This is a genomic window from Croceimicrobium sp. (assembly GCF_965228705.1).
Taxonomy (GTDB): domain Bacteria; phylum Bacteroidota; class Bacteroidia; order Flavobacteriales; family Schleiferiaceae; genus Croceimicrobium.
Genome location: NZ_OZ245832.1, coordinates 1,967,245 through 1,980,361, shown reverse-complemented (window position 1 = coordinate 1,980,361; position 13,117 = coordinate 1,967,245). Strand labels below are relative to the sequence as shown.

The 13,117-nt window shown below is 41.9% G+C and carries 14 protein-coding genes; all 14 read right to left on the bottom strand.

Features of this window, described 5'->3' with window-relative positions; translation table 11 throughout:
• Positions 1-1,071 precede the first annotated feature (1,071 nt).
• Positions 1,072-1,413 (bottom strand): hypothetical protein, encoded by a 342-nt coding sequence (locus tag ACO05P_RS09020; RefSeq protein WP_421750269.1) that lies wholly within the window; start codon positions 1,411-1,413, stop codon positions 1,072-1,074.
• A gap of 108 nt (positions 1,414-1,521) precedes the next feature.
• Complete coding sequence (locus tag ACO05P_RS09015; RefSeq protein ID WP_421750268.1) at positions 1,522-1,953, bottom strand: hypothetical protein; 432 nt, start codon at positions 1,951-1,953, stop codon at positions 1,522-1,524.
• Between the two features lie 310 nt (positions 1,954-2,263).
• A complete protein-coding gene (locus ACO05P_RS09010; RefSeq protein WP_421750266.1) occupies positions 2,264-2,626 on the bottom strand; it encodes a GNAT family N-acetyltransferase in 363 nt (120 codons plus the stop codon).
• A gap of 232 nt (positions 2,627-2,858) precedes the next feature.
• Positions 2,859-3,449, bottom strand: coding sequence for a hypothetical protein (locus ACO05P_RS09005; RefSeq protein ID WP_421750265.1), 591 nt, complete (start codon positions 3,447-3,449; stop codon positions 2,859-2,861).
• 154 nt (positions 3,450-3,603) lie between these two features.
• A complete protein-coding gene (locus tag ACO05P_RS09000; protein ID WP_421750264.1) occupies positions 3,604-4,554 on the bottom strand; it encodes a two-component regulator propeller domain-containing protein in 951 nt (316 codons plus the stop codon).
• Positions 4,555-4,696: 142 nt separating this feature from the next.
• Entirely contained in the window at positions 4,697-5,677 is a 981-nt protein-coding gene (locus ACO05P_RS08995) for a hypothetical protein (protein ID WP_421750263.1), read from the bottom strand.
• A gap of 327 nt (positions 5,678-6,004) precedes the next feature.
• Positions 6,005-6,691 carry a DUF4304 domain-containing protein gene (locus ACO05P_RS08990; protein ID WP_421750262.1) on the bottom strand — a complete coding sequence of 229 codons (687 nt, stop codon included), beginning with the start codon at positions 6,689-6,691 and terminating at the stop codon, positions 6,005-6,007.
• Between the two features lie 425 nt (positions 6,692-7,116).
• Positions 7,117-7,434 (bottom strand): hypothetical protein, encoded by a 318-nt coding sequence (locus ACO05P_RS08985; protein WP_421750260.1) that lies wholly within the window; start codon positions 7,432-7,434, stop codon positions 7,117-7,119.
• Positions 7,435-7,612: 178 nt separating this feature from the next.
• On the bottom strand, positions 7,613-7,999 hold the full coding sequence (locus ACO05P_RS08980) for a hypothetical protein (protein ID WP_421750259.1): 387 nt from the start codon (positions 7,997-7,999) through the stop codon (positions 7,613-7,615).
• A gap of 405 nt (positions 8,000-8,404) precedes the next feature.
• Positions 8,405-9,643, bottom strand: coding sequence for a bifunctional folylpolyglutamate synthase/dihydrofolate synthase (locus ACO05P_RS08975; RefSeq protein WP_421750257.1), 1,239 nt, complete (start codon positions 9,641-9,643; stop codon positions 8,405-8,407).
• A complete protein-coding gene (locus ACO05P_RS08970) occupies positions 9,640-10,461 on the bottom strand; it encodes an energy transducer TonB (RefSeq protein WP_421750256.1) in 822 nt (273 codons plus the stop codon). The genes ACO05P_RS08975 and ACO05P_RS08970 overlap by 4 nt, the downstream gene beginning before the upstream one ends.
• Complete coding sequence (locus ACO05P_RS08965; RefSeq protein WP_421750255.1) at positions 10,462-10,854, bottom strand: ExbD/TolR family protein; 393 nt, start codon at positions 10,852-10,854, stop codon at positions 10,462-10,464.
• A 1-nt stretch (position 10,855) separates the two neighbouring features.
• Entirely contained in the window at positions 10,856-11,554 is a 699-nt protein-coding gene (locus ACO05P_RS08960) for a MotA/TolQ/ExbB proton channel family protein (RefSeq protein WP_421750254.1), read from the bottom strand.
• Between the two features lie 153 nt (positions 11,555-11,707).
• Positions 11,708-13,117 (bottom strand): sodium:proton antiporter NhaD, encoded by a 1,410-nt coding sequence (gene nhaD, locus ACO05P_RS08955; protein ID WP_421750252.1) that lies wholly within the window; start codon positions 13,115-13,117, stop codon positions 11,708-11,710.

The window sequence follows — 13,117 nt, the reverse complement described above, 5'->3', positions numbered from 1 at the left end:
TTGAAAGTTCTGAGTAGGGAGCTTTCTTTGATACTTTTCTCTTGATAAAACCGAAGGCTTCTAGCCTGAGCTCTCAAATTCCTTTGAAAATTAAAAAGGCATTTGAAAAAGTATCCAAAAGATCAAGGAAGCTTGAAGGCGATTCGAAATTACCTGGACCTTCGGTCGGTTCTTTCGATCACAGAAGCTTGGGTTGCGTGTGGTTTAAACTTTAGTGGATGCGTAATGTGCTTCATTTTTTCTTGATAAAAAACGAAGCAAAAAATCAAGGCCCCTGAGAGGCGATTCCTTTGAACCACCGCTTCTTGGGTAGGGCCAGCCTGATTGATGTTTTTCTTTAGGGTGGCAATTCTCTTTCAAGCGAATTTGAGTTCTGGGTGCTACCCTTCGAAGGGCTATCGCTGCTCAGGTGCCGGGAGCTCCGAAAATTGTTTTAGAGTAGGGGCAATGTTTGGTGAAGGATTCCACTGAACTCTATTTGTGGCGATAAACACCATTTGGAAGATCCGGCCTTTCCTCAGTGATAGTTCAGAGCTTCGCGGAATTGCGTCTGCCGCAGGCGGAGAGAGCATGAAGCGAAAAGCGAAGAACGGTTTTGATGACTAAAAGGAATCAAAAATCGCCTTGGGAAAGGCCTAGGGTTTTTGGGTACTTTTTGGCCAATGCAAAAAGTATCAAAGAGCATTTTTTTGGAAATGAAGTATTGCTTTTTGGTTTGGGAGATACTTTTCTTGATACAACCGGAAGCGAAGCTGTAGCTCTCAAATTCCATTGAAAATTAAAAAGGCATTTGAAAAAGTATTCAAAAAATCAAGGCCCCTGAGAGGCGATTCCCTTGGACCGCCGCTTCTGGGGTCGGGCCAGCCTGATTGATGTTTTTCTGTAGGATAGCAATTCTCCTTAAAGCGAATTTGAGTTCTGAGTACTACCCTGCGAACGGCTATCGCTGCTCAGGTGCCACGAGCTCCGAAACAATGATTTAAGTAGGAGTAGTCAACAATTGCAGAGTCGACTCAAAAGTTCGAGGTTCATCCCAATCAAATCAGTCAATGGAAATAGGAGTTAATGTATTTAACTCTTTTTAATTTTCATTTCGGTCTCGGATAGTGCAGTTAGTTCGAAGTTCCTAATCATTTTTCCATCAGATGAGAATATGGATAGCGTCCTGCTGGACTCATCAAATTTCCATGTTCCTGGTACCATCTTATGCGCGTCATTCGGAGATAAATACAACCATTGGCATTCTTGATTTTCCTCTAAAACCATCACAAACCTGTAGCGCGAGATTGGAAACTCCGTGTAGTCGCAGGGACGGAAAATATTGAAATCAATCGTGCTTTCTTCCCTAGAGTCTGTCCAGCAACCCAAAAGCATTTCAGTACTTAATTTTTCCTGAGCAATGGCCGTAGTCATGAAGAAGAGAAATAGAACTGATAGTATTGGTCTCATAATAAAATGGCGCTTATAGGTCTTGACAATTCGGAAATGGGATTCTTTGCTGTATAATTTTAGCCTTGTTAATTACAGTTTTTCTATCTCTGCCTTTAAATCTTTAACTGCCGTTCTTTTCTGCTCTTTGTAACCGAGAACAATTGCCATGAAAGGCAGGATTAAAATTAAGGATCCAATTAGAATTCTCTTCCAAAGAAATGACCAATCATTATTTTCTTGAATGACTATCCGGTCAATAATGCCAAAAGCCCACAAGCCCATAATTACAATGAGCATTGTTAAACCGAAAGAATTCATTTTCGTACGAAGGGTCACTTTTAGCTTATCATCTGTTTGATCAATGGTTCCCTGAATGACAGGATAGAAGGTCATAATCCAAGGAGAAAGTTTCCAAATTCGGAATTGTCCAGTTGAGATATTACCATGATAGCTATGAAAGTCGAGCTGAAAAAAGGTTTTCAAATGACTGAAAAACCAATCCTTTTTATTGAAAACGATCAAGCTTTTAATCCTCTCGTTTATTTTAGTCGAAGATGTCATTTTAAATTATCTGCAATAAAGGCTATAAGCTGCATCCTGCCCTAAGATAAAGGGTAGCGCCTTTGACGTGGCATAAAAACTTTTATGCTTAACTCCTTATTTTACTATCCCAATCTCTTTCCAGCATCGCGTATATAATGTCATCTACCCAATGACCGTCGATGTATAAGCTCTCAATGAAATGGGCTTCTTTCCGGAAACCAATTCGCTCAACCAGGCGAATGGAGTTTTTATTTGCCGGATCAATTGATGTGGTAATTCGGTGTTTATCTCATTCAGTAAATAGGTAGTCTATAACCTTTTCTACTGCCTCCGTAGCAAACCCTCTGTTTTGGAACTCCTTGTTTAAGGTGCAGCCTATTTCTGCTTGTTTATTTTCAGAGTCAACAAAGTGAATACCTAAATCGCCAACAATGCCTTTGGTTTTTTCATCAATGATTAGCAGCTGAAACCAGGTTTCGGGGACATTAATTTCTTTTGGGTTCTTGGCAATGAAGGATTCAACCTCTTCAATAGTCTCTGGAATCCACCCTTGATACTTATTGATCTCTTTGTCCTGGCGGTATTCGAATATTTCGTTTTTATCGTCAATTGATAAAGGCCTAATTGTTAATCGTTCGGTTTCTAATAGCATGAGTTAATTCTTCTTAATCAGTTTAAAATTTTGGCGAATTGCATTTTGCAAAAGTAGGCATTCGACCTAGGGCATGTTCATATGCCATGATACCAAGTCCTTCTAAGGAAGCCCTCCTTTCTGTTGGTTTGGCAATTATCTATTCGGAATATTGGTAAGTCCTGCTTAGAAGTAAAGGAATGAAATTAGAGAAATTGCCTTCATATGAAATAGCAATGTTTGAAGGCGGTTTTCACCATACACATAACCAATAAACCAATTCATTATCTTCTTTATTTGTAGCAAGTCCTCTAGAGTATCCGTTTTTCCATTTTTTCGGTAGGTGCTTACCTTCCGTTAGATATTTGTCTTTTAGGTACTCCCCAGCTTTAGATTCGAGAACATAAATCAAATAGTGTTCGGGTAGATACTTACTATTTAGTCCAAAGTCAGCCTCATAGAAATTGAAGTTTGGAATTGGAATACCATTCTTTTTTTTTGAGTAGCCAAGAGTGTCACCAACTATGATGAAAATGCTGTCGCTTGTCTTATGGGGGATGATGTTGTTTAATACCAGTTTATCACGTACTCTGTTGAACTCGGTAGAATCTACTTGATGTGAGAATACCATACCAGCCATACCAGTTTCGCGAGCGCTAGCAGGGTAGTGGATATAGAAATTCTTGTGGGCCTTAAGTTCTCCTGGGAAATGGTCGGTTATGTCATCAGGAAATGCATAAAGCCCATTTAAGTATTTTTCTAAGAACTCCCTTTCCAATTGAGCACTTTGATCAAAGCAAGCACTTAAGAGAACTACTAAAGAAATTGAAATTGACTTTCTCATCAGGTTGAGCTAATTATCTAAAATAGTTTGGCTATGTCTTGTGACTGGTTAGAAGTACTTTTCTGAAAGCTTGCTGTGAAGCGAAAAGCATGCATAATGGCATGCTGGTAGCTGTTCTTCCACCCAAAACCACATGAGAAGTAGTAGCGTGTATTTATTTCATTTTTATAAGTCCAAAGTTTGTCGCGATCCAAATGGTTTCACCCTCAAGTGCAATGTCTAGAATGACATTTTTGAACATTCCTTCTCTAAAGAGAATTGGTGTGATGGTGCTTCCTTCTTTTTTGATTACACCATTATTTGTGGCCATCCAAATAGTTCCATTGTAGTCAATCTCTATGTCTCGAATCATATGATCAGGAATTTTTGAATTTGTCTTATTGAAGTGCTGCCATTCATTATTTTCCATAATTGAGAATCCGCCGCCTCCAAATCCACCGCCATAACCAATGTAAAGTTGTCCTAATACTGTGTACTTAACTGCTCTAACAGTCCCTAATTGTAATTCTGAATTTTCAGTCGTATAGCTCGTCCATTTATCATCTTTTTTGATTAGTAGCCCGCTATTATGACCAATAGCTATCTCTCCGTCATTGCTTATGTCTAGTGTTCTGATTGTGAAATTCCCTTCTGGTAATTCAAGACTTGACCACCTTTCTCCATCGTAAGTGATTAATCCATTGGCGCCTCCGAAATAGATTTTACCTTCTTTATCTTCTGCTATTGAGATTACGGAGATCTTGTCAACTGGAATTTCTTCTACGCCATAAACTGTCCAACTCGAACCATCGTATTTGGCTATACCGTCAGTTGGATTGGAAAATGAAACCCAAACGTTTCCTTTAGTATCTGTGAAGATGGGGGAAATATAATCTCCATTGATATCAGAGTTATTCTTGTCAAACTGGGTGAAATTTTCATTGTCAAACTTTGCTAGTCCAACCTTCGAGGTTCCAATCCATTTGTTTCCGTTTTGGTCAACGGCCACACATAGCAAGTCATTGTCAGTAATGTTTGAATTAGACTTATCTAGTAATTCAGCTTGTTGCCCAAATATGGATTGAGCTGCAATTAGAAAACTGGCTAATAAAATTGTTCTATTCATTTTGTTTTTATGTGCTACAACGGTTTGCACAGGGCTTCTGGCGTTCTAGTTAGGCTTATTTTCAATTCAAAGCTTTTTTCTTTCCTCTGAAACCTAATGGCCTTTTAACCGGAATAAGCTTTAAATAGGTTCTCAATTCTAATTATTGCCTCAATCTTATTTTCCAGGCAAAGTCTAAACTTATCAGATGTTCATATTGGAATTTGTCGGTCATTTCAGGACGATAGAAAGTGGGTCGATAAATTAATCCGAGATTAAAGTGTTTACCGAGCTGGAAATAGGCAGGGAAAATGAATCCAAGTGCAATGCTGCTTTTCTTAACTGCTTCTCTGGTTGGAGGCGGCGGGTCAAATCGATCAAAATATTTGAAATCCCATATGTTTTTTGTGTAGGCTAAGCCATAGCCTAGTGAAAAACGGCCAAGTTTATGGTTGTTCGAAAAGCTAGCATAACTTGAGCTCATCAGTTCATATTCACCACTTAGGTCCACTGCCGCAGGTAAGGGGACAAAAAAGTCTGATACCCAGGATATTCCGATAGTGAAAAATTGCCTTTGGGAATGGTAATAGTCGAGGCCCAAGTTTAAGCCCCAAAAACCGGTATTTGTTTTAGCTCCTTCATTTTCAGGCTTAAGATGGAATGAGTTTAGATGAGGCAGGGAAAGTGTTAGGTCTAATTCCCCTTTAGATTTACCTTGAATGTAGTTGCTGTAGCTGATCAATGTATCGGTGACGTTTATATAGATTCTATGCGGATAAGTATAGCGCTTGGGCGTGTTTTTGTCGACGAGCATTCCAATGCCTCCATTAGCGATTAGGTTGCTCCAATATCTATACGAGTGCTTGGCTTCAATTTCTATGGTTTTGCTTAAGCTATCTGTGGAGACAGTAAGCTGCAAGGGCTCATTTTTTCTTTCAACCTGCAAAATAGCCTTATTGTCAATCGTGTTGAGGGTATCCTGCTTGCACACAATCTGAATCGCTTCGGTGCTGTAAAAAGTGATGTTCGTATGCGATTCGTTGAAAATTGTAGCACAAGAAGTCAGTAAAAGTAATGCTGTAACTAGGGATAGAGCCTTTTTCATTTTGGAGTAAATAAGGGTCTGAATAGGTCGGCTTTTCATAGGCTTTCGCTTTACTTGGTCCCCGTTTTTAGTTATCCGTAAACATTAATGCCCTTGCGTATAGGTGTTGTAGCTAGTTATTTTATTATTTCCTTAAATAATTCGTCTTTAAAGTTCTCTTGAGCCATTTGAATCTTTACGGTTTCCGCTTTTTCCTTATACTGGTGTAACCTCCCCTGTCGCCTTCACTATATCCACATGAAACAAATAAGGTCGCTATAATGCAGTATGTCCAAAATTTGGATGTTTTCATTTTAATTAATGCTAACGGTTTGTGTAGGGTGCGTGTCCCTGAGGGTATGCACTATACAACTTCTTATGGGCTTTTTATTTCATTTTAAATAAACCCCTATTCACATCAATGTAGGCTTGATTCACTTTTCCCTTGTTTGATTTTGCCATTTCATTTGCATGGTCGTAGGTCATTTTCATTCCAAGCTCTCCAAACTCTATTGCTAAGTCACTTTTACCGATAAAGCTATTTATTTCCTTAAGTAACCATGCTAGGTAGATTTCATTAGGGACGTAATACTTGTCCAGGATTTTCATGCTTTTTTTCTTTCCAGATCTAAAGAAGCTAGTTCGATCGAAATCTTCTGGTGTGATTGATGAAAAAGGCTCTGGAAAGTTGTTGAAGTCGTTATAAAATCTCTGACCATAGGTTTCAAATGCTTCCCAGATTTGATTTATTGATTTGACATTATCTTCTTCATTATCTCTAAATATCCAATGATAATCACCTTCACCTTTTGGAGATAGTCGTTCTCTAATTATACAACTTGCATAGGTTGTTTTGTCAAATGACTTACCTGCTAAATCCGGAATAAAGTCAAAATGAATAGCTGTTTCGCAACATACTGAGCCACCATACCAACTTCCTTGTAGACCAAAGATTTTAACAATATGGTTGTCTTCAACTTTCCGAAAGTGGAAGCCAGAGCCTTTCCAACCAAGTTCTCTAATCCGTGGTGAAAAGTGTTTTGCTACTAATTTTTTAAATCCTGCTGCGTCCATTTTTTTAATTGCCCATAACGGTTTGCATATGGCTTATGGCGGTTTAGCTACGCTGATTTTCAATTCGAAGCACTTACCTGTCCAGCGAAACCAAAGCTGGCAATGGAGCGAAAACCCTGCTTGTCTGCAGGCAGGCAGGCAGTCGTTCAACTGGCATAAGCTATATGCGTTGTTACCTGCTGGTTTTATTTTTTATTATGTTCGATCGTTGAAATATTCCTCCTCCCTAAATCTATATTTTCAACAAAGTCGTCCTATTGGCATGTTGGAGCAAACCAAATCTATAAGTCCTCAACATACTTTTATCTCCACTTTCCGGATTTTTTATTCGGTCAACCAAGTCAGTATGAAATTCCTCCACAGACAAATGTTCTCATGAATATTCCGATATGATATTTTTTAAGTCAGCCATCAACGAGTCTTTTTCAGTGCCTCTCTTGAAAATATTCATAAGCATAACGTTCAATTTCTCCACTCAATTGATTTCCGTTTTCGTCTTTCAGATCATACATTTCTTGTATTCCACCTATTGATGCACAACCGTCTAAACCCAAAAGAATGGTGTAAAATATGTCAGTTAATGTTCTGTCCATTATCTTTTTCATGCTTTCAGTTTGTTGGTCAGGTAGATTTAAGGTTTTAATCAGTTGACCAACTTCTGATTCAGAGTTTTCGGAGAGGTATTCAGTTAGAAAATCTTGTTTCTCTTTATAAAATGCTTTTACGAATTCTTCTGTGTTCATTTTGTTTTTTTAGCTTGTGCACAACGGTTTGCATATGGCTTGTGGCGGTTTCGAAGCACTTTACTGTCCACCGAAACCAGAGCTGGCTGCGGAACGAAAACCCTGCTTGTCGGCAGGCATGCTTACTAGTAGCTGTTCCCCAGCCATAAGCTATATGCTGTGTTGTAGGGCTATTTTTTTATTTTTTCTTTCCTTTCAAAATTCCTTTGGTTTCTTCAGAGTCGGGGAAGAAATATTTAAATTGGTTTGTCTGTCCGACTTGAATTGCAATTCGCCCACAATTTTCACATTCGAAAATGTCTTGAGTGGTCTCAACTATCTTGTTTGAAACTAAATCATGAATCATCGAAGAATCTTTCAAAGTTGTCGGGTATCCATTTTGGAATTTGTTTTTAATCCATGACAGTCGTTTGTCCGATTTGAGAGCTTCAATTAGTGAGTCAATATTATCAGTTAATGTAACCGAAACGTCTTCTACATAAGTGTCAGGTAAAATGTAACCCTTGTTTTCCAAGTTGTCCGTCTGGTCAACAATTATATGATCGCACTTACATCTTAGTTTCATGGTGTCTTTTCAAATGCATTACAACTTGTTTATATCCCTAGTAATGTTGTGTATATACTACACCGAACGAGATATATCCCACTTTTTGTTGTAGATATAGAGTAAGCTTAAAACCCTAAATTAAGCAATTAGTCGAGGTCCAAATCATCAAAAGGGCTTTTTATATTCAGTAAGGCCTTGATGCTAACCAATTGTATATTTTGGTTCTGCGACTGCTTTTATACCTTGGGAGACCTTGTACATAAAAGAGGTCAGACAGGGTTCCAATAAATGAGTGGTATTGGGCAGTTAGAGGAAGCAACTTTAGCTACACTATCCTTTAAGAAATTAGAACAAGCCCTGTTAGTCCTTAGGGTAGGCTAAGGATTTTGAAATATCGGAATGGGGCTTAGGTGATCCTCTACTCTAAGCATTATGAGCCAAATAATCCGCCACCACAAAGGTGCTGCCCCCAATAAAGATGAGATCATCGCTTAAGGTATGCTCCTGAGCGGCCTTTACCGCGCTGGGTACATCGGCATAAGCCTTTCCGGCCAAGCCAAATTTGAGGGCTTCGCGCTTAAGAGTTTCCGCATCAAGGGCCCGGGGGATTTCCGCCTTGGTGAAATAATAAAAAGCGCTTTGAGGTAAGATCCGCAAAATGTCTTTAATCTGCTTATCGCCAACCATACCCCAAACGATATGCAATTGACGATAGCTAAGGCCTTTGATTTGCTCCATCAGGGCCTGGATGCCGGTAAAATTATGTCCGGTATCGCAAATGGTAAGAGGTTTGCGACTCAAGATCTCCCAACGGCCACGTAATCCCGTAAGGGCACAAACCTGGCTTAAGGCACTTTCTACCGAAGCCTGGATATTCCATCCCTTGGCTTGCAATTGATCTACCGCCGCTAATACTCCGCGTAAATTATTTTCCTGATAGGCACCTTTCAGGTCGAGCTCCATATACAAGCGGGAAGGTCGAACCTGATCTATGGCAAAGAATAGAGGCGCTTCCATTTCAGCGGCCTTCTTTTTAAATACCGGATCGCATTCGGGCTGCCTTTCGCTAATCACTACCGGAACTCCGGGCTTGATGATGCCTGCTTTTTCGGCGGCAATAGCGCCTAAGGTATCGCCTAGAAATTGGGTGTGATCTAAGCCGATATGGGTGATTAAACTCAATTCGGGTAGCAGTACATTGGTGCTGTCCAAGCGACCGCCCATGCCAACTTCTACAATGGCAATATCCACCTCTTCCTTGCGGAAATAGTCGAAGGCCAGGCCCACGCTCATCTCAAAAAAGGAGAGGCCCAAGGAGCTAAACTGATCACGGTATTGCTCCACAAATTCAACTACGGCAGCTTCCGAAATCATTTGGCCATTAATGCGGATGCGCTCCCGGAAATCAACTAAATGGGGGGAGGTGTACAGGCCGGTTTTATAGCCTGCCTCTTGAAAGATGGCCGCGAGCATATGCGAACTGGAGCCCTTGCCATTGGTGCCGGCCACATGCACACTTTTAAAGCTTTGCTGTGGTTGCTCCAATATCTCCATTAAGGCCAGGGTATTGCTTAGGTCGGCTTTATAGGCCGCCTGACCAATGCGCTGGTACATGGGCAATTGCTGAAAGAGCCAGTCCAGTGTTTCGCTATACGAACTCAATTCTTGGTGAAATTGTAAATGATATAACCACTTTGCTGTACCGGTGCATCGCGATCGGCTTCAAAGGTGGTTTGCATAGCTGCTTTACGGGCACGCTCAAATAAACAAGAGCTGGTGGTAGTGGTGGCTGCTCCACCGGGAACTTTCTCACCGGCTACCGCACGCACCACATTGCCCTTAGGATCTACATAGATTTTTACGACTACCCGTCCCGAAGCTTCACAAGGCTCAGGTTTGGGTTTGGCCAGGGCTTTACGATTACCCAAAAGGTAATTGCCATCGCCATTTCCGCCTCCGCCGTTTCCGGTATAATTATTCGAATTGGGATCACCATCTTCCCGACCTTGATCGCCACTACCTTCGGTAATACCTTGACCGCCACTTTGGGAATTGGAGGCATTATTCAATAGGTTCTGTAAGCTTTCTGAAGGTTGGGGATCCGGTTCATCCGGAACCTGCTGATTATCGGTTTCATTGGGATTATTGGTGGTTTCCTGAGGTTCAGGATCGGGCTCAACCGGAGTGCTGGTATTGCTGCTTTGGTCAATGCTGGGGGCATCTTCCACATCCTGGGTCATTACCTCTTGAGTTTCAACTGGCGTGCTGGCCTGGTTTTGAGGGGAACCACTGCTGGGGGCTTCGTACACTTCACCCTGACCGGTTTCACTATTCCCGAAATTAATAAGGATGCCATCCTCCGGTTTGGGGTCATAATAGGTGAGACCCACAAAGAGGAACAGGATAAACAGCGCTCCATGGATGACCAGGGTGCTGATTAAGGCCCGACGGCGATTATTTTTTTCTTCCTCGATATCCATTTAGCTGGGATCGGTTGCGGCAATCATTTTAAGGCGGTTGCGATAGGCAATGTCCATCACCTTTACTACCATATCATAAGGTACGCTTTTATCGGCGCGTAGAATAACTACCGCCTCTTCTTTTCCGCTTACTTGCTTTAATACCTCACGTTCCAGTTCGGCGGAGGTGACAATTACATTGCCCACCGATATGCGTTGATCCGGACTAATATTCACCGTTACATCTTTACGCTTAACGGTTTGGGCTTCACTTTTAGGTAAGACCAAATCCAGGGCACTGGTAGTTACCAGGGTAGAAGCCAGCATAAAGAAGATCAGGAGCAGGAAGACGATATCCGTCATACTGCTCATGTTGAATTCGGCGCTTACTTTCGATCTGCGTTGTAAGTCCATATTAGGCGGGTTCGTTCAATAGGTCGAGGAATTCGGTGGCCCGTAATTCCATATTGTAAATAGTCTTATTTACACGGCTTACCAGAATGTTATAACCCAGGTAAGCTAAAATACCAACGGCCAAACCGGCTACGGTAGTACTCATGGCGGTGTAAATTCCTTCGGCCAACATCTCTATATTAATCTGTCCACCGGCTGCAGCCATTTCGTGGAAGGCTAAAATCATCCCGATTACGGTACCTAAGAATCCAATCATAGGGGCGGCTCCGGAAATGGTAGCTAGTGTAGGGAGATTGGTTTCTAAGGAAGATACTTCGAGTTTACCGGTATTTTCAATGGCGGCATTTATATCCTTTAGGGGTTTGCCGATGCGCGAAATACCTTTGGAAATCATGCGGGCCGCAGGAGTGTCTTCGCTGGAGCAAAGGTTACGGGCGGCATCTAAATTACCGGCTAATACATTTGTGCGAATACCTTCCATGAAGTTGCTCTCCATTTGGTTGGCTCGCTTAATCGCGCCCCAGCGCTCAACAAATATGTAAACTGCAATAACGGAGAGGATAAACAGCACCGACATAATGGCGATTCCGCCAGGACCACCGCTGCTTACCAGTTCCCAAATGCTTAAAGTTTTCTCTACGGGTTCGGTGGCCAGGCTGTCTCCTTCGGCCATGCTCATTTGCAGAAAGCTTAATTTCATGGAATATTCTTATAGATCGTAAATATAACGGGAGCTTGCCAGCGCCTCGTATGCTTATCCAAATAGAAATTAACAAGGGGAGGTTAAGAGCAAAAAAAATCCTGCTGAGGGATTTTAACCTTCAGCAGGATTGGTATTAGTTTCAAAACTTCCCTAAAGGTGGAAGATCGATTCTTGAATAATGTAAGTGGCGGCACCCGCGAAATAGCCGATGATCGCCAAAATGGAAATCTTCTTCAGGTACCAACCAAAAGAGATACTCTCCAAGCCCATTACCGCTACACCAGCAGCAGATCCAATGATCAAGGCCGAACCTCCGGTACCGGCACAATAAGCCAGGAACTCCCAGAACAATCCATCCGAAGCGAATAAGCCGCCCATGGTAGGGTCAATATCATACATACCCATAGATGCGGCTACCAAAGGCACATTATCTACAATGGCAGATAAGAGACCGATAATTACACCCACGGAATACACTCCTGTTTCGGTACCGGTGCCAATATTATTATCGAGGGTATTGGCCAAAGCGCCTAATTGTCCGGCTGACTGTAAGCTGGCTACCGCCAATAAAATTCCCAGGAAGAATAATACACTGGCGGTATCAATCTTACGTAAAACGCCAATCACTGATAGCTTGGATTTGGTCTCACGGTTTTTAGAGCGGTGCATAATTTCGGTGATCATCCACAGTACACTTAAACTCAACATCATTCCCATAAAAGGAGGGAGGTGAGTATAGGTCTTAAACAGAGGAACGAAAAGCAAGCCACCTACACCTACGCCAAATACAATATTGCGCTCGCGTTCAGTAGTAGGGTTTACAAAATGCTCCTTGCCTTCGGCTTTGCGAGGGCGCGTAACATTGCCTTTCATGCGGGGAGTGAGTACCAAAAGAGGAACTATCAGGGCAATTAAACTAGGGATAATCAACTTGATGATTACAGCCCCGGCGCTAATCTGACCGCCAATCCACAGCATGGTGGTAGTTACATCACCAATCGGAGACCAGGCCCCACCGGCATTAGCGGCAATCACTACCATACCGGCAAATAGCCAGCGGTCTTTCTTATCGTCAATCAACTTCCGTAGCAAGGATACCATTACAATAGAGGTAGTAAGGTTATCCAAAGCAGCAGAGAAGAAGAAGGTTAAAATACAGATGATCCAAAGGAGGCTGCGTCGACTGGTGGTTTTAATACGATCGGTAATTACCGAAAAACCTTCATGCGCATCCACCAACTCCACAATGGTCATGGCACCCATCAGGAAGAACAAAATCGAAGCGATTTCCCCCAGGTGTTCCAGGATTTGGAATTCCGTAACGTAGTGGGTCACGATTTCATGCTGATCGGTAATGTTCTTCTCTTCGGCGAACATATCCGAAATCCAATGCGGAACAGAATGGAAATCTATGATTCCTTCAGCCCCAATAACATACAGAGCCCAACAAATGGTTCCGGTCATTAAGGCCGAGGCCGCTTTGTCGATTTTAATGTTGTGTTCCAGGGCAATGGCCAGGTAACCCAGCACAAAGACCACAACCATTAAGGAGTAAATCAT

What these genes read in the sequence shown, in the direction of transcription:
- ACO05P_RS09020 (WP_421750269.1), bottom strand. Translation starts at nt 1,413, where the DNA reads ATGACTACGGCCATTGCTCAGGAAAAATTAAGTACTGAAATGCTTTTG.
- ACO05P_RS09010 (WP_421750266.1), bottom strand. Translation starts at nt 2,626, where the DNA reads ATGCTATTAGAAACCGAACGATTAACAATTAGGCCTTTATCAATTGAC.
- ACO05P_RS09005 (WP_421750265.1), bottom strand. Translation starts at nt 3,449, where the DNA reads ATGAGAAAGTCAATTTCAATTTCTTTAGTAGTTCTCTTAAGTGCTTGC.
- ACO05P_RS09000 (WP_421750264.1), bottom strand. Translation starts at nt 4,554, where the DNA reads ATGAATAGAACAATTTTATTAGCCAGTTTTCTAATTGCAGCTCAATCC.
- ACO05P_RS08995 (WP_421750263.1), bottom strand. Translation starts at nt 5,677, where the DNA reads ATGAAAAGCCGACCTATTCAGACCCTTATTTACTCCAAAATGAAAAAG.
- ACO05P_RS08990 (WP_421750262.1), bottom strand. Translation starts at nt 6,691, where the DNA reads ATGGACGCAGCAGGATTTAAAAAATTAGTAGCAAAACACTTTTCACCA.
- ACO05P_RS08985 (WP_421750260.1), bottom strand. Translation starts at nt 7,434, where the DNA reads ATGAACACAGAAGAATTCGTAAAAGCATTTTATAAAGAGAAACAAGAT.
- ACO05P_RS08980 (WP_421750259.1), bottom strand. Translation starts at nt 7,999, where the DNA reads ATGAAACTAAGATGTAAGTGCGATCATATAATTGTTGACCAGACGGAC.
- ACO05P_RS08970 (WP_421750256.1), bottom strand. Translation starts at nt 10,461, where the DNA reads ATGGATATCGAGGAAGAAAAAAATAATCGCCGTCGGGCCTTAATCAGC.
- ACO05P_RS08965 (WP_421750255.1), bottom strand. Translation starts at nt 10,854, where the DNA reads ATGGACTTACAACGCAGATCGAAAGTAAGCGCCGAATTCAACATGAGC.
- ACO05P_RS08960 (WP_421750254.1), bottom strand. Translation starts at nt 11,554, where the DNA reads ATGAAATTAAGCTTTCTGCAAATGAGCATGGCCGAAGGAGACAGCCTG.
- nhaD (WP_421750252.1), bottom strand. Translation starts at nt 13,117, where the DNA reads ATGATTTACTCCTTAATGGTTGTGGTCTTTGTGCTGGGTTACCTGGCC.